This window comes from Bacillus sp. FSL R5-0585, from assembly GCF_038004545.1.
Lineage (GTDB): Bacteria > Bacillota > Bacilli > Bacillales > Bacillaceae_G > Bacillus_A > Bacillus_A cereus.
The window spans coordinates 3,894,562-3,911,670 of the sequence record NZ_JBBORJ010000001.1 but is presented as its reverse complement, the minus strand read 5'-3'; the positions used below and the strand labels follow the sequence as shown (position 1 = coordinate 3,911,670).

Here is a 17,109-nt window from a genome sequence, read left to right as displayed (position 1 = left end):
AAAGCGAAATCAACTGGAGGGCTGGAATATGGCACGAAGAAAAATTGTAGTTGCACTAGGGGGAAATGCGATACAGTCTGGAGAAGCTACTGCGGGAGCGCAGCAAGAAGCGTTGGAAAAAACGGCAGAACAACTTGTGAAAATAATGGAAAATGATGTGGATATAGTAATTGCGCATGGAAATGGCCCACAAGTGGGGAATATTTTATTACAGCAAAAAGCTGCAGAAACGGAAAAGACACCTGCAATGCCATTAGATACTTGTGGGGCAATGAGCCAAGGGATGATTGGATATTGGATGGAAAATGCAATTGAAAAGGCATTGAAAAAACGGAATATAAACAAAGATGTAGCAACGGTTATAACACGTGTTGTTGTGGATAAAAAAGATGAGGCATTTAAAAATCCAACTAAACCAATTGGTCCTTTTTATACAGAAGAAGAGGCCAGAAAATTAATGGATGAAACAAAAGCAGTGTTTAAAGAAGATGCTGGTAGAGGATGGAGACGTGTTGTTCCATCACCGAAGCCTGTAAGTATTCATGAACATAAAGTGATTAATTCTTTGGTCGAAGATGGAAACATAGTGATAGCTGTGGGCGGAGGTGGAATTCCAGTAATTGATTCTGAAGAAGGGTTAAAAGGAACTGAAGCGGTTATCGATAAAGATTTCGCTGCGCAGAAATTAGCAGAATTAGTAGATGCTGATACGCTCGTTATTTTAACTGCAGTTGATTATGTGTATGTAAATTATAATCAACCGAATCAAAAAAAATTAGAGCATGTCACAGTGAATCAATTAGAAGAATATATTGAAGAACAACAATTTGCTGCGGGAAGCATGCTTCCAAAAATCGAAGCTGCTATTAATTTTGTTAATACAAATCCAAAAAGAAAAACGATTATTACGTCTTTAGAAAAAGTATATGAAGCACTAGAAGAAAAAGCCGGTACTATTATTTCAAAACAGAATGTATGCATGTATGTTTAAATTATTATGTACGCTACTTAGTAGTAAAAAAGAATGGAGTTAGTAACTTCATTCTTTTTATTTATTAATATTTTTTGTACTCATTGTTCATAAAGTTTTCATGATGAAATCTGAATATGTAAGTTAATTATGATAAAATTCAAATTGAATACGCTTTCTTGATTTTTTCGCTCCAACATACAGCAAGAGAGAGGGAATTTTATGAATAGACGGAACGTAGTGAAAGACTTAAAGCAGTTCGAATTATTTGCTCATTTAACAGAAAAAAAATTGAAAGGCTTAACAGAGTTTGTTTATTGGCGAACTTATAAAAAAGGTCAATTTTTATTTTTAGAAGGGGATTCAAGAGAAAGAATTTACTTCATGTTAGATGGTTTTGTAAAGTTAGAGCGGGTTAATCAAAATGGGAACTTATTATACGATGACTATGTAAAGCGATATTCTATTTTTCCTTATGGTGGTATGTTTACAGACAGAGGATATAACTATACAGCAGAAGCAATGACGGATGTGGAGGTATATTATATTCCAACGGTAATCTTTGAAGATATGGTAAAGTCCAGCAGAACGCAATTGATGTACGTTGTTCAGCAATTATCATCTATATTAAAATTGAACGAAAATCGAGTGCAAAATATTACAATTCCTAATGCACAAGATCGTGTTATCCAAACGTTAAATTATTTAATGCAGGATTTAGGAGAACAGAGTGGAGAAAAGATTGTAATTTCATGTCCACTTACAACAATTGAAATATCCAAAATATCTGGAACATCTCGAGAGACAGTTAGCAGCGTATTAAAACAATTAAAAAATGATAGCATTGTTACAATTTTAGATAAAAAAATTACAATACACAATCCAACATATTTTGAAGAAATCTCTATGTGAAAATTGTATATTGATTTTTTAATTCATAATGTATATTAATAAGGTTCTTTATATATTTATAAGGAACTTTTTTACGTTATCCTCTATAAAAAGATTGTATAGTATGGTAATAATAGCTAAAATCGATAATAAAAAACAAAGTGAAGGGGAGAAAGAATGATTCGTATTGAGTATGATCGATTAGTAGCTATTTGTTACAGTATAGGGGTTTTGTTATTATTAAAAATTCCAAATGATAATGAATTAATTGGGGAAAAACTATTCAATGTCTATAAGGTTCCGATACATACGTATGTTTATATGGATTATAAAGTCTCAAATATATTGATTGTTTCTTTCATACTACATGTAATTACATTTATATTATTTTTAAAATGGCTAGGAAAAAAGGAGTCTAGTACATTTAGAAAAACGAATAAGATAAAAGTAGTAGGCATTAGTATTTTGATTGTAATGATGCCGTTTATTTTAAATACAATCCTCCAGACATTGAATAAAACATGGTACTACGCAGGAAAAACAGGGGTAGAAGCAATAGAATATAAAAAAGAAGATAGCCAGTGTAGAATGGAGAAAAATGGAGAGAATATCCAACCGAAGTGCATTGTTACTTTAAAAAATTATCGTAATCATTCACAAGCATTAAAAGTTGTTTTATATGATAATGCAAACGAGAATTCAAAAAGCTATCCAGTACCGAAACCAGTCTATTTACAAAAACATGAGACAAAGCAATTCGAATTTCAAGTTCCTGTTTCTTATAAAAGAGGTATTGAAAAAGATAAAGTACCAAATATTAAATTACATTCATTGCATGAAAATGATACGAAATACAATTAATCTGTAAGTAAAAGTTTATGAGTAGGAGCAAGAATTTGAAACGATATAGAAAATCAACTTGAATCATCCAACATACTGCGAGGTAACGGTATATTGGATGATTTTTTTATGTTATCCCCTTTTTTCATGTATGAAAAGGAGGAATACTTTGTTGGAAATGAAAAACATCACAAGGATCATACATGGTTTTTACTTTACGTAATCTGTGAAAGTTAGAGCCATAATAACTAGTTTGCCAATTTTTAATGTCGATATCGGGCCAGTTCACATAGTCACCTAGTGTATAAGGATCTAAGCTTTCTCGTAAACCTTTAACCCAGCGTATATTTCGATTTTCTTCATCATCGCATTTCCAAGAGGTAATGTATTCTTGAGCAATAATTGCTTTACGATGAAAATAAGCCGTTTCATTCGGCGAAATATTTTCAATAGCACCTATGAGCGATTGATGCCAAATACTAGCATCTTTATTTGGTGCATGAGAAAGAAAGTATTGCATGATTTGAATGCCTTTAAGGGGAATAGGTTTATAGACATAGGAACCAGAGCGCTTGAAATTTTCAGGGATGTTATCGCCATTAAAAAATTCAACAGCCTTTATATAAGGAACTTCTTCTATAAAGAGAGAGGGGCTACCAGTTTCAAGAAGAGGTGGAGAATGAGATTTACCTTTGTGAGAAATAAATAAAGCATAAGAATAAAGAATCTACATAGAGTTCAATGAAAACAGTTGCAAACTGTTCATATTTTGTTATGATAGTGTTACGAAAACGTTTGCATAAAATTCCGATGGGATGCAAAAGGAGAGAATGACTATGAATAAGACATGGTGGAAAGAAGCGGTTGCTTATCAAATTTATCCACGAAGCTTTATGGATTCAAATGGTGATGGTATTGGAGATTTACAAGGTATTATTGCAAAACTGGATTATTTAAAAGATTTAGGTATAGATGTAATTTGGATTTGTCCAATGTATAAGTCACCTAATGATGATAATGGTTATGATATTAGTGATTATCAAGATATTATGGATGAGTTTGGTACAATGGCAGACTTTGATGCTTTACTAGATGAAGTTCATAAGCGTGATATGAAGCTTATTATTGATTTAGTTATTAATCATACGAGTGATGAACATCCATGGTTTATTGAATCACGTTCATCTAAAGATAATCCGAAGCGTGATTGGTATATTTGGCATGATGGTAAAGATGGTGCGGAGCCAAACAACTGGGAAAGTATTTTTAATGGTTCGGCATGGGAATATGATGAAGAAACAGAACAATATTATTTACATCTATTCTCACGTAAACAACCAGATTTGAACTGGGAGAATAAAGAAGTTCGCGAAGTACTATATGATACGGTTAATTGGTGGCTTGATAAAGGTATTGATGGTTTCCGCGTTGATGCGATCAGTCATATTAAAAAAGAAGAAGGCCTTAAGGATATGCCAAATCCAAAAGAGTTAAAATATGTGCCATCTTTTGATAAACATATGAATGTGAAAGGTATTCAACCTTTATTAGAAGAGCTAAAAGAAAATACATTCTCTAAGTACGATATTATGACTGTTGGTGAAGCAAATGGCGTTAAGATTGAAGATGCTGAGCTTTGGGTTGGAGAAGAGCAAGGTAAGTTCAATATGGTATTCCAGTTTGAACATTTAAGTTTATGGGATGCAGAGAAGAAGAAAGACCTTGATGTTGTAGGATTGAAAAAAGTATTAACGAAATGGCAAAAAGGATTAGAGAATAAAGGATGGAACGCTTTATATATTGAAAATCACGATAAACCACGTATCGTTTCAACATGGGGAGATGATAAACAATATTGGCGTGAAAGTGCAACAGCTCTAGGAGCGATGTATTTCTTTATGCACGGTACACCGTTTATTTATCAAGGACAAGAAATTGGTATGACAAATGTTCAGTTACCAAATATTGAAGATTACGATGATGTTGCAATTAAAAATTTATATCGCGAGAAAATCGCAGAGGGCGTACCACATCAAGATATGATGGAGATTATATGGGCTTCTTGCCGCGATAATTCACGTACACCTATGCAGTGGAATGATGAGATGAATGCTGGTTTCACAACAAGTACACCTTGGTTTAGCATGAATCCAAATTACAAAGAAATTAATGTTGAAAAGCAAAAAAATGAAGAAAAGTCTATTTTCAATTTCTATAAGAAAATGATTGCCCTGAAAAAAGAGCACGATGTACTGAACTATGGTACGTACGATTTACTTTTAGAAGACGATCCACAAATTTATGCATATACACGTACGTTACAGGATGAAAAAGTCATTGTAATTAGTAATATCTCAAAAGAGGAAGCAGTGTATAATGAGGATTTATTTGCACTAGAACGCAAACGTTTGCTTTTAAATAACTATGAAGTTGCGGAACATGAAGAAGTAACAACAATTGCTTTAAAACCTTATGAAACAAGGGTTTATCGCATTTCATAATAAAAAAGGATGCTCTTTGAGCATCTTTTTTTATGAAAAAAAATAAATTTCTATTGCAAAGTGAAAACGCTTTTATTAAAATAGATTTATGAAAACGGTTGCGTAAAGATAAAAATAAAGTAACATAAGGAATCGTTTTCATAAAGGGAACAGAAATTATAATTTAAATCATCATGTTGTTATAAATAAAGGGGAGGAAGAACAGATGAAAATTACGTCTTTTGATTTTTGGCAAAAGTTCGGGAAAGCGTTATTAGTTGTTGTAGCCGTAATGCCAGCAGCTGGTTTAATGATTTCCATCGGTAAGTTAATTGGTATGTCTGCTGGGGATGTTAACGCAGTTCATACAATTGCTCGCGTAATGGAAGACATCGGTTGGGCAATCATTACAAATCTACACATCTTATTCGCAGTAGCAATTGGGGGATCTTGGGCGAAAGATCGCGCGGGTGGTGCATTTGCAGCGCTATTAGCATTCGTCTTAACAAACCGAATTACAGGAGCTATATTTGGGGTAAACGCTGAAATGTTAGCGGATTCAAAAGCGAAAGTTTCTTCAGTAATAGCGGGAGATTTAATTGTAAAAGATTACTTTACTTCTGTACTTGGTGCACCTGCATTAAACATGGGAGTGTTCGTAGGGATCATCACAGGTTTCTTAGGAGCTACTTTATATAACAAATATTATAACTATAATAAACTGCCACAGGCATTAGCATTCTTTAATGGAAAACGATTTGTACCATTCGTTGTAATTCTTTGGTCTACAGTTACTGCGATTGTATTATCACTTCTATGGCCATTCATCCAAAGTGGGTTAAATGAATTTGGTCGCTGGATTGCAGCTTCAAAAGATAGTGCACCAGTTGTTGCACCGTTTGTATATGGAACGTTAGAGCGTTTATTATTACCATTTGGTTTACACCATATGTTAACGATTCCGATGAACTATACAGAGCTAGGCGGAACATATACGATGCTAACTGGTTCAAAAGTTGGACAAGTTGTAGCAGGACAAGATCCATTATGGCTTGCATGGATTACAGATTTAAATAATTTATTGGCAAATGGAGATACGAAGGCATATAACGATTTATTAAATAACGTTGTACCAGCTCGTTTCAAAGCTGGACAAGTTATCGGCTCAACAGCAGCGTTAATGGGGATTGCATTTGCGATGTTCCGTAACGTTGATAAAGAAAAGCGTGCAAAATATAAACCAATGTTTTTATCAGCAGCATTAGCAGTATTCTTAACAGGTGTAACAGAACCAATTGAATTCATGTTCATGTTTATTGCTCCAGTATTATATGTTGTATATGCTATTACAACAGGACTTGCATTCGCGTTAGCTGATTTAATTAACTTACGTGTTCATGCATTTGGATTTATTGAGTTAATTACTCGTACACCAATGATGGTTAACGCAGGTTTAACAAGAGACTTAATCAACTTTGTTATTGTTTCATTAGTGTTCTTCGGTCTTAACTTTACACTATTTAATTTCTTAATTAAAAAATTCAATTTACCAACACCAGGGCGTGCAGGTAACTATATTGATAATGAAGATGAGGCATCAGAAGGAACAGGAAATGTACAAGACGGTTCATTAGCAACAAAAGTTATCGATTTATTAGGTGGAAAAGAAAATATTGCTGACGTAGATGCTTGTATGACACGCTTACGTGTAACAGTAAAAGATTTAGATGTTGTTGCACCAGAAGCACAGTGGAAACAAAATGGTGCTTTAGGGCTTATTGTAAAAGATAAAGGTGTACAAGCGGTATATGGTCCGAAAGCTGACGTATTAAAGTCAGACATTCAAGATATGTTAGGTGCGTAATAATATGAAATTGCTAACTTTAAACTGTCATTCTTGGCAAGAAGAGAATCAAATAGAAAAGATACAATACCTTGCTAAAGTAATTCAAGAAGAAGAGTACGATGTCATCGCATTGCAAGAAGTAAGTCAGTCCATACAAGCTGAAAATGTATGCGGTAACAAGAAAGAAGATAATTTTGGACTTTTACTATTAGAAGAGTTAAAAGCGCTACATGTAAAAGATTACAATATTACTTGGGATTTCTCTCATATTGGTTATGACGTGTATGAAGAAGGATTAGCGATTATAACGAAGCATAATATTATAAAAGAAGATACGTTCTTCATTTCAGAGAACGAGGATACAACGTATTGGAAAACACGTAAAATTGTAAGTACAACAATTGCTTATAATGGTAAGGATATAACGTTTTACTCTTGCCATCTCGGTTGGTGGAATGATGAAGAAGAGTCATTCAAAGGTCAAGTTGATCGTTTGATGGAGCGTGTAGATGTAGATAGCAATAAGCTCGCCTTCTTAATGGGGGATTTTAATAACAATGCTCGGTTGGAAGGCGAAGGTTATGAGTATATGATGCAAAAAGGGTTGTATGACACATATGAATTAGCAATAGAGAAGGATGAAGGAACGACTGTCCAAGGTGAGATTGCTGGTTGGGATGAAAATAAACATAATTTGCGAATCGATCTAATATTGTGTAACCAAAGTAAAAAAGTTCATTCTTCAAAAGTTATTTTTAATGGTACAAACAGAAATGTAATTTCAGATCATTTCGGTGTAGAGGTTCAATTGGATATATAATAGAAGAAATCCTCACAGAGAATAAAAGCTGTGAGGATTTTTTTTAGGAATACAAGTATTTCCAAGAGAAAATACTTGTATTTTTTATGACATTTCATATATATTTGTTATTATTGAATGTAAAACCGATTTGGTCATTTTGTATTCATACTTTGACTCACTTCGTTATATAATGAAGTAAGTGAAAGTTAATGGGAAAAAATAGTACGTTTTTGGTTAATACACGATGTAGAAAGTGATATAATTGCAAAATGCATGTATCATTTTCTAAAGAAGGAAAAATATATAATTAGGTGATAACTTCTATGAAACAGATTTGGCGTATTTATAAGACAGATTTACGGAATGTAGCCAAACATTGGGCTGCAATTGTTATTGTTTTAGGATTAATGATTTTACCATCGTTATATGCATGGTTTAACATTAAAGCTTCTTGGGATCCGTATGGAAATACAAAAGAGGTTCCCATTGCAGTTTCTAACCAAGATGCAGGTTCTAATTTAAGAGGGAAAGATATTAATATCGGGAAAGAGATTGTAGACTCCCTTAAGAAAAACAAAAATCTTGGGTGGAAATTTGTAGATGAAAAACAAGCAATTTACGGAGTTGAGCGTGGGGATTATTATGCAAGTATTACGATTCCAAAAGACTTCTCTGAAAAAATCGCAACTGTTCTGGATGAAAATCCGAAAAAACCAGAACTGGATTACTATGTGAATGAAAAAGTAAACGCGATTGCACCGAAGATTACAGCAAAAGGTGCATCAGGTATTACAGAAGAAATTAGTAAAAACTTTGTTAAAACAGCAAACGGTGAGATTTTTAAAATTTTCAATGATCTTGGAATCGATTTAGAAACAAACTTACCAAGTATCGAAAAAGTAAAAGATCTTGTATTTAAGTTAGAAGCGCAGTTCCCAGAAATGAATACACTTATGGATAAGGCGTTAGATGATGCAACTCGAGCAGAAGATGTTGTGAAAGTAGCGCAAAAAGAGTTGCCAGTTGTAGAGAGTATTATGAATGATGGGCAAGAAGCGTTAGGGAATTTAGATAAATTCTTTGCGAGAAATGATGAAACATTGCAACGTGCCCCAGGAACTATTAAGAATAATTTAATGGTAATGCAAAAAGGTTTAGATGGTGCGGCGGCAATTACGGATTTCTTAAAGAATCCATCATTGGATTTCAATCTGGCACTTCCAGATCCAGCTAAATTCCCAGTGTTGCCTAATATAACTATTCCGCAAGTACCACAAATACCAGAAATTCCAGCGTTACCGCAAGTGAATGGTGAGGGGTATAAAAACATTGCTAAAAATATTAATCAAACTGTAAATAATGTTTTTAGTTCAATACGTGTCGGAACAACTTATGCACAAGGCGTTATAAATGGGTTGCAAAATGGTAATTTTGATCCAGAAAAAGCGAAACAAGATCTTAATAAGGTTTCTGAGACGCTGCAAGGTCGAGCAGATAGTGTTTCATATTTAATTGATGTCTTTACTAAATTTAAAGAGTCTGCATCAACTGATTTTGGAAAAGAATTCTTCCAAAAGAGAATAGAAAGATTAACAAATCTTAAATCAGCTATTGAAAATGCAAATGGTGGCGTTAAAGATATTGCCAATATTATTGGTACAGGGCAAGAAGTGAAGCAAGATGTAAGAGATGCTGCTAATAAAAAATTGGATACAATAAATAACTTGGTAAATCAAGCAGAAGCAGATTATAATGCGACGTTTGTAGCAGATTTCGAAAAAGCAGTAAGCACAGCTGAGCAATTGACAAACAAAGCTGAGAATGTAAAAGAAGATGCGCAGCAACTAAGAGGTAATTTAAATCAAGATATCAAAAAGGCAAATGAGTTAGTAAACCAAACAAATGAAGCGTTAGACAATGGTAGAGAGAAATATGATAAAGCTGTAAATGATTACAGCAGATTAAAAACAGAGCTTGAAAAAGCAAGAGAAGACTTAAGTAACAAAGGTGTTAACGGATTAGATTCTACAAAAGTAGCCTTAAATGATTTGAATGGGCAGTTCAAAGCAAGTTGGAATTTAGTTAATGACATGATTCCAGTTCTGGAAAGTACAAATAAAGTGTTAGCTGATGTGAATAGTGATAAAAACCTTAATGGTACAATTTCTAAGTTAAATAAAGCAAAAGATGGTTTGCAAAAAGGAATGGATTTAACTGATAAAGGAATTGACGCTATTAATAAAGGTCAAAAACCAGCAGCTGATGTTATTGAAAGTATTAATCAAGTGTCTAAAAGTGTTTCGGGCCAAATTGGTGACATTTTAGCTAAATATGACTCAGAAATCACTCCAAATTTCAATGCGGCAATTGCTCGCACAAAAGAGATGTCTAAAAACACATCTCAAATTTTAAAAGAGGCAGACAAAAAGCTTCCAGATGTTAAAAAATTACTAGAAGATTCATCAAAAGGTTTAGTAGATGGTAAAAAGAAATTAGCAGACATTAAAGCTGAAATGCCAGCTACTGAGAAAAAGATTAAAGAATTAGCAGATAAAATTCGTGATTTTGAATCTGAAGAGGATTTAAAAGACATTATACGCTTATTGAAAAATGATGTTGAAAAGCAAAGTGATTACTTTGCGAATCCAGTAAATTTAAAAGAAAATAAATTATTTGCGATGCCGAACTACGGTTCAGCGATGTCACCATTCTATACAGTGCTTGCATTATGGGTAGGCGCATTATTAATGGTTTCATTATTAACGGTAGAAGTACACGAAGAGGGCGCGAATTATAAGAGCCATGAAATTTACTTCGGACGTTTATTAACATTCTTAACTATAGGTCTTTCACAAGCGTTTATCGTATCGATGGGAGATATATTCTTACTCGGTACGTACGTAGTCGATAAGTTCTGGTTTGTATTATTTAGTTTATTTATTGGTGGAGTCTTCGTTTGTATCGTATACTCACTCGTTTCTATTTTCGGAAACGTTGGGAAATCGATGGCGATCATTTTACTTGTACTACAAGTAGCGGGGTCGGGCGGAACATTCCCAATTCAAATGACACCGAAATTCTTCCAAGCGATTTATCCGTTCTTACCGTTCACATACGCAATTAGTGCAATTCGTGAAACGGTAGGCGGAATGCTTTGGGATATCGTAATAAGAGATTTACTTGTGTTAAGTGTTTTCGTAGTAGTTATGATTGTTGCTGCGTTATTACTGAAAACACCAATTAACAAATCAAGTGAAAAATTTGTTGAGAATGCAAAAGGAAGTAAAATCATTCACTAAAATAAAAGGTTCCTACCGATAGAGGTAGGAACCTTTTTGTTTAATCAAATTTTAATTTTTTTAATGCTTCCGCGAATGGGTTATTTAATGGTTCTTCTTCTTTTTTCTGTTGTTTCATATATTTTTGAACGTCGCGTTTATCGGCTTTGTTTCCAGATTCTTTTTTACGTCTTTCTTGGAATGTTGATAATTTCTCGCGATAGCCACATTTACATGCAAAGATTTGTCCTGCACCTTCACCACGTAATTCTAGTTTCTTCTTACATTGCGGACAGCGAGCGTTTGTTGTACGAGATACATTTTTACGATGACCACATTCACGATCTTGGCATACGAGCATTTTTCCCTTTTTGCCGTTTACTTCTAGCATTGGTTTACCGCAATCTGGACAAGACTTCGTTGAAATGTTGTCATGTTTATATTTTTTATCGCTTGATTTAATTTCAGAAACGATTTCTTTCGTATAGTTCTTCATTTCAGAAATGAATACTTCTTTTTTCAATTTACCTTTTGCGATAGCCTCAAGTTTTTGTTCCCATTCACCAGTTAGTGTAGGAGATTTTAATTCTTCTGGTACTAAATCAAGTAACTGGCGACCTTTTGAAGTAATGTGAATATCTTTACCGCGTTTTTCAATTAAGAATGAATTGAATAGCTTGTCGATAATGTCTGCACGTGTCGCTACAGTACCTAATCCACCAGTCGATTTTAACGTATCAGCAAGTTGTTTATTTTGCGTATCCATATATTTTGTAGGATTCTCCATTGCTGAAAGTAAAGTCGCTTCGTTAAATCGTGCAGGTGCTTTTGTTTGACCTGATGTTTGCATAATTAACTTTACAGCTAATGTATCGCCTTTCTCAATGTGAGGTAGAAGTTGCTCTTTTACGTCATCAGTTACATCATCATCTTCAAAGCGATTTTCATATACTTCTTTCCAACCGGCATGTAGAATTGTTTTTCCGCGCGCAATGAACGTTTCATTGCCAACCTTTGTGCGTAACGTTAGTTGCTCATATTCGAATGCCGGGAATAACACAGCTAAGAAACGTTTTACAACTAAATCATAAATTTTGCGTTCTTTATCTGTGAATGCTGAGAAGTTAACGTATCCTTCTGTTGGAATAATCGCATGATGATCGCTTACTTTACTATCATCAACAAATGATTTGTTAGGTTTGATAGGCTTTTGTAATACTTTATGTGCGAAGGGACGGTATTCTCCAACACCACATGCTTTTAGACGTTCTGGAAGTGTTCCAACGATATCAGATGAAATGTAGCGTGAATCTGTACGAGGGTACGTTAGTACTTTATGCTGTTCATACAATTTTTGCATAATATTTAATGTTTCTTTAGCAGAGTAACCGAACTTTTTATTCGCATCACGTTGCAATTCAGTTAAATCGTAAAGACCAGGAGAGAATGACTTCTTCTGTTTCTTATCAATTTCCACAACAGTAGCATTTTGTTTATCTAAACGTTTTACAATACCATCGATTTTTTCTTTATTAAAACTACGGCTATTGCCATTTGCATCTTGCCAAGTAAGTTTGAGCTTCTCCATTGTTTGAGCTTCGATGCCGTAGTAAGTTTGTGCTTTGAAGTTCTTTATTTCATCCTCACGACTAGCAATCATAGCAACAGTAGGGGTTTGTACACGGCCGCAATTTAACTGGGCATTAAAGCGAGTCGTTAAAGCACGAGTTGCATTAAGACCGATATACCAGTCAGCTTCTGAACGCGCAACTGCTGAAGCGTATAAATTGTCATAGGCTTTACCTGGTTTTAAATTTGCAAAACCATCTTTAATTGCTTTATCGGTTACAGAAGAAATCCATAAACGTTTGATTGGTTTATTTAGCTTAACTTTATCGATAATCCAGCGTGCGACTAATTCCCCTTCACGTCCAGCGTCTGTTGCTACAATAATTTCATTTACATCTTTTCTAAGTAGCTGACTTTTTACAGCATTAAATTGTTTACCAGTTTGTTTAATAACCGTTAATTTCAAACGCTCAGGTAGCATCGGTAAATCTTCTAAATTCCACTTTTTATATTTCACATCATAACTTTCTGGATCTGCTAATGTAACGAGATGACCTAAAGCCCAAGTTACAATATATTTACTACCTTCAAGATAGCCGTTTCCTTTTTTATCACACTTCAGTACACGAGCAATATCTCGTGCAACGGAAGGTTTTTCAGCGATTACAACGCTTTTTGACATATTAAAAACATCCTTTCAAATTTCCATAAGTTAAATATAGCATACATCTTCTTGAGATTCAGTTTCGCTCCATATTTCAGCTGTTTTTAATGGAGTTAACAAAATCCCAACTGATTAAAGTTTCACTTTATCAGTTGCCTCTATATCAAATAGAAAAGTAAAGAACTTGTTATTTTACTAGAATAAGAGTAGACTTTGAAGTAGATGAATAAGAAACACATGGGAGTTTGTGGATACAAACTGAGAGTATGGCTACTAGTCCGTCATTGACCATTTGAACCTGTTGGATAATGCCAGCGTAGGGAGAGTGTAAAAGCACATATTCAGGCACTTTGCGTACGCGCAAAGTGTCTTTTTGTGTATCTCCCATCATTATAGTTAGGAGATGAAAAGGATGAATATGAAAGAAATTAGTAAAGTAGTGGATTTGGTGAGAGAATCTAATCCGCTCGTTCATAATATTACAAATGTTGTTGTAACAAATTTTACTGCTAACGGTTTGTTGGCACTTGGGGCATCGCCTGTAATGGCGTATGCGAAAGAAGAAGTAGCAGAAATGGCTAGCATTGCTGGAGCGTTAGTATTAAATATGGGGACACTTCGTCCTGAAGAAGTAGAAGCGATGTTACTCGCGGGTAAATCAGCAAATGCGAACAATGTGCCAGTACTATTTGATCCAGTTGGTGCAGGAGCAACTTCGTATCGAACAGAAGTTGCGAGACATATTCCGGCTGAAATTGAGTTAGCAATTATCCGCGGAAATGCAGCTGAAATAGCAAATGTTATTAATGAGAAATGGGAAATTAAAGGGGTAGACGCTGGTACTGGAAATGGCAATGTTGTAAGTATTGCAAGGCAGGCAGCAGATGAACTAAATACAGTTGCGGTCATTACTGGAAAAGAAGATGTTGTTACAGATGGAGAGAGAACTATTGTTATTCGAAATGGTCACCCTATTTTAACGAAAGTTACGGGAACAGGTTGTTTACTAACTTCTGTAATAGGAGCATTTGTAGCAGTGGAAAAAGATTATGTAAAAGCAGCAGTAGCAGCATTAACGTTTTATGGTGTAGCTTCGGAACTGGCAGCTGCTAAGACCGTGGAAAAGGGACCTGGTAGTTTCCAAATTGAATTTTTAAATCAGTTAGCGAATACTACTTCTAGTGATATTGAGAAGTATGGAAAGATTGAGGAGTTAGAGTAAGAGGGAGTGAAAGAAATGGCACGCATTGAAATAGATAAAATGTCTAAGCTATTGCAAGTGTATTTTATTATGGGAAGTAATAACTGCACGAGGGATCCTTTAGCTGTATTGAAAGAAGCGTTAGATGGTGGAGTGACAATTTTTCAGTTTCGCGAGAAGGGGGAAGGTTCTTTAATCGGAGAAGATAGAGTGCGCTTTGCAAAAGAATTGCAGACGCTTTGTAAGGAATATAGTGTTCCTTTCATTGTAAATGATGATGTAGAATTAGCCATTGAATTAGATGCAGATGGTGTTCATGTAGGACAAGATGATGAAGGAATTACATCTGTTCGTGAAAAAATGGGAGATAAAATTATCGGCGTATCTGCTCATACAATTGAAGAAGCACGCTTTGCAATCGAAAATGGAGCAGATTATTTAGGCGTTGGACCTATTTTCCCAACGAGTACGAAAAAAGATACGAAAGCGGTTCAAGGAACGAAAGGATTAGCCTATTTTAGAGAACAAGGAATTACAGTGCCAATCGTTGGTATTGGTGGGATTACAATTGAAAATACAGCGGCAGTTATAGAAGCGGGTGCGGTCGGTGTTTCAGTTATTTCAGCAATTAGTTTAGCTGAATCTGCGTATGAAAGTACGAGAAAATTAGCTGAAGAAGTAAAGAGAAGTTTGTAGGGAAGGACGTGTAGTATTTTAAGTGCTACATGGAGAAATAGACTGCCCCAAAATTTAAACAAACATTTGATTAAAAAAGCACAAACCTTTTTAAATAAAGGTTTGTGCTTTTTCTTTAAAACATAATTGAAATTAAGAGCATTCCAATTCCGATAGAAGTAAATGTTGCAATTAGGCCAGGAATCATAAAACTATGATTTAATACGTATTTACCGATACCTGTTGTACCAGTACGGTCAAAGTTAATAGCAGCAACGATTGTTCCATAGTTTGGAATGAAGAAATATCCATTTACTGCAGGGAACATAGCAATCAGTAGCGCTGGTGGAATACCAAGGGATAGTCCAAGTGGCATTAAGGCACGAACAGTTGCTGCTTGGCTGTACAGTAGAATAGATAGAATGAATAGTGCGATGGCAAATAGCCAAGGTGCACTTGTTACTAAATGCTGAATGGATCCTTGAATCATATTTAAGTTTCCATTAAAGAAAGTATCTCCCATCCAAGCGATACCGAAAATAGCAACAACTGCTGTTGCCCCCGCTTTAAAGACGTTACCAGACACAATGCTTTCTACATTTGGTTTACAGAAAATAATAATAAGAGCCGCGATAGTTAACATAACCATCTCAATTGTATTCGGCATGGAAAGACGGGCTAACTTCCCATCAACTATCCATCCTGGACGAAGTGCTTCAAATGAACCAAGAAGTACAACAAGGAAGGTTCCTACAAGGAAAAGGATAACTGATAATTTTGCGCCCTTTACACCTACAAATTCTTTTTTCTCTTCAAGCTTAGGAATCATTCCTTCTTTTAATCGTTTTAAGTATTCAGGGTCTTCATTTAATTCTTTTCCCATCTTACTAGCAACGAATGCTGCTAACATACAAGCAATGAAAGTGGAAGGAATACTCACTTTTAAAATATCTAATAAAGTGATTTTATAGTCAGCTAACATTGCTAAAAGAGCAACTGTGGCAGCTGAAATTGGACTAGCTGTAATTGCTTGTTGAGAAGCGATTACGGCAATCGACATTGGGCGTTCCGGTCTAATCCCTGATTCACGAGAGACTTCTGCAATAACAGGAAGTACAGAATAGGCAACGTGACCAGTACCTGCACATAGTGTGAATAAATAAGTAACAATTGGAGCAAAAAAAGTAATACGCTTTGGATTTTTTCGTAATGCCTTTTCAGCTAGATGAACAAGGTAGTCCATTCCTCCAGCGGCTTGGAGTGCACCAGCAGCTGTAATTACTGCCAAAATCATAAGCATTACATCGATAGGAGGCGCCGTTGGTTGTAAGTGGAAGACAAAAACGAGTATTGCCATACCAACTCCACCCATTACTCCTAAACCAACTCCGCCTAGGCGTGCACCAATAAAAATACAGAGTAACAAGGTAAGAAATTGTAGCCAAAACATGATAAACTACCTCCGAAATTCATTAGTTAAGATATATTCGAATAGTTTAATTTAAATGAAAATTAAATAAATACCCGAAGAAATCCTTGTTATTTATACATTTTTTATTATATAACACAAAAAAAGTAACATTCACGTACTTTTTGAAATTATTTTGAAAAAGCAATACATTAAAAATTTGTATTTATATCTCTAAATAAGTAGACATTTTGATTTATATGTTGTAATCTTTGAAAGAGAATAAATTAATTCTCATAGAACTCCCATATCGTTCAACTCGTTCAGCGAGAAAGGCAAACTGATGGAAACATGAGGACGCAAAACTACAGGAGCTAAGGTCGAAAGGCTACGCTAGCCAGTTACCGGACGGATAGGGTTGGTCTTGGCCAATGCTTTTACATTGGCTTTTTTTTATTCTCGAACATATTGAGAAACATTTTCAA

Annotated in this window: 11 protein-coding genes, 1 pseudogene and 2 riboswitches; of the genes and pseudogenes, 9 read left to right on the top strand and 3 right to left on the bottom strand. The window is 34.8% G+C overall.

The window, feature by feature from the left end:
- Positions 1-28 precede the first annotated feature (28 nt).
- The 3 genes from arcC to MKY38_RS20175 all read left to right on the top strand — a co-directional run bounded on the left by arcC (position 29) and on the right by MKY38_RS20175 (position 2,722).
- The gene (gene arcC, locus MKY38_RS20185) at positions 29-991 is read left to right on the top strand and encodes a carbamate kinase (RefSeq protein ID WP_000113951.1); all 963 of its coding nucleotides are present in this window, start codon (positions 29-31) and stop codon (positions 989-991) included.
- Between the two features lie 201 nt (positions 992-1,192).
- Positions 1,193-1,882: a Crp/Fnr family transcriptional regulator gene (locus MKY38_RS20180; RefSeq protein ID WP_001081906.1), complete on the top strand. Its 690-nt coding sequence runs from the start codon at positions 1,193-1,195 to the stop codon at positions 1,880-1,882.
- Positions 1,883-2,038: 156 nt separating this feature from the next.
- A complete protein-coding gene (locus MKY38_RS20175) occupies positions 2,039-2,722 on the top strand; it encodes an ABC transporter permease (RefSeq protein ID WP_114555827.1) in 684 nt (227 codons plus the stop codon).
- Between the two features lie 124 nt (positions 2,723-2,846).
- On the opposite strand, the pseudogene MKY38_RS20170 reads toward MKY38_RS20175, so the two are convergent.
- Positions 2,847-3,383: pseudogene (locus MKY38_RS20170) on the bottom strand (BBE domain-containing protein); the annotation flags it as partial.
- A 154-nt stretch (positions 3,384-3,537) separates the two neighbouring features.
- Between MKY38_RS20170 and MKY38_RS20165 the strand changes: the two are divergent.
- From MKY38_RS20165 to MKY38_RS20150, 4 genes are all read left to right on the top strand, one after another.
- Entirely contained in the window at positions 3,538-5,202 is a 1,665-nt protein-coding gene (locus MKY38_RS20165) for a glycoside hydrolase family 13 protein (RefSeq protein WP_001044701.1), read from the top strand.
- Positions 5,203-5,407: 205 nt separating this feature from the next.
- On the top strand, positions 5,408-7,045 hold the full coding sequence (locus tag MKY38_RS20160) for a PTS transporter subunit IIBC (RefSeq protein ID WP_000705560.1): 1,638 nt from the start codon (positions 5,408-5,410) through the stop codon (positions 7,043-7,045).
- A 4-nt stretch (positions 7,046-7,049) separates the two neighbouring features.
- Positions 7,050-7,847 (top strand): endonuclease/exonuclease/phosphatase family protein, encoded by a 798-nt coding sequence (locus tag MKY38_RS20155; RefSeq protein ID WP_070179668.1) that lies wholly within the window; start codon positions 7,050-7,052, stop codon positions 7,845-7,847.
- A gap of 305 nt (positions 7,848-8,152) precedes the next feature.
- On the top strand, positions 8,153-11,128 hold the full coding sequence (locus tag MKY38_RS20150) for a YhgE/Pip domain-containing protein (RefSeq protein WP_114555826.1): 2,976 nt from the start codon (positions 8,153-8,155) through the stop codon (positions 11,126-11,128).
- 40 nt (positions 11,129-11,168) lie between these two features.
- On the opposite strand, the gene topB is transcribed toward MKY38_RS20150, so the two are convergent.
- Positions 11,169-13,358 (bottom strand): DNA topoisomerase III, encoded by a 2,190-nt coding sequence (topB, locus tag MKY38_RS20145; protein WP_016125362.1) that lies wholly within the window; start codon positions 13,356-13,358, stop codon positions 11,169-11,171.
- 209 nt (positions 13,359-13,567) lie between these two features.
- Positions 13,568-13,680, top strand: a riboswitch (TPP riboswitch).
- 72 nt (positions 13,681-13,752) lie between these two features.
- On the opposite strand from topB, the gene thiM reads away from it, so the two are divergent.
- Together thiM and thiE are read left to right on the top strand one after the other, a co-directional pair.
- Positions 13,753-14,562, top strand: a complete 810-nt coding sequence (gene thiM, locus MKY38_RS20140; RefSeq protein ID WP_001056096.1) for a hydroxyethylthiazole kinase — start codon at positions 13,753-13,755, stop codon at positions 14,560-14,562.
- Positions 14,563-14,577: 15 nt separating this feature from the next.
- The gene (gene thiE / locus MKY38_RS20135; protein WP_114555824.1) at positions 14,578-15,237 is read left to right on the top strand and encodes a thiamine phosphate synthase; all 660 of its coding nucleotides are present in this window, start codon (positions 14,578-14,580) and stop codon (positions 15,235-15,237) included.
- 115 nt (positions 15,238-15,352) lie between these two features.
- Here the strand turns inward: thiE and MKY38_RS20130 are convergent, their stop codons facing one another.
- A complete protein-coding gene (locus MKY38_RS20130) occupies positions 15,353-16,666 on the bottom strand; it encodes an anaerobic C4-dicarboxylate transporter family protein (RefSeq protein WP_000498704.1) in 1,314 nt (437 codons plus the stop codon).
- A 282-nt stretch (positions 16,667-16,948) separates the two neighbouring features.
- Positions 16,949-17,033: riboswitch (cyclic di-GMP riboswitch) on the top strand.
- The last annotated feature ends 76 nt before the right edge of the window (positions 17,034-17,109 follow it).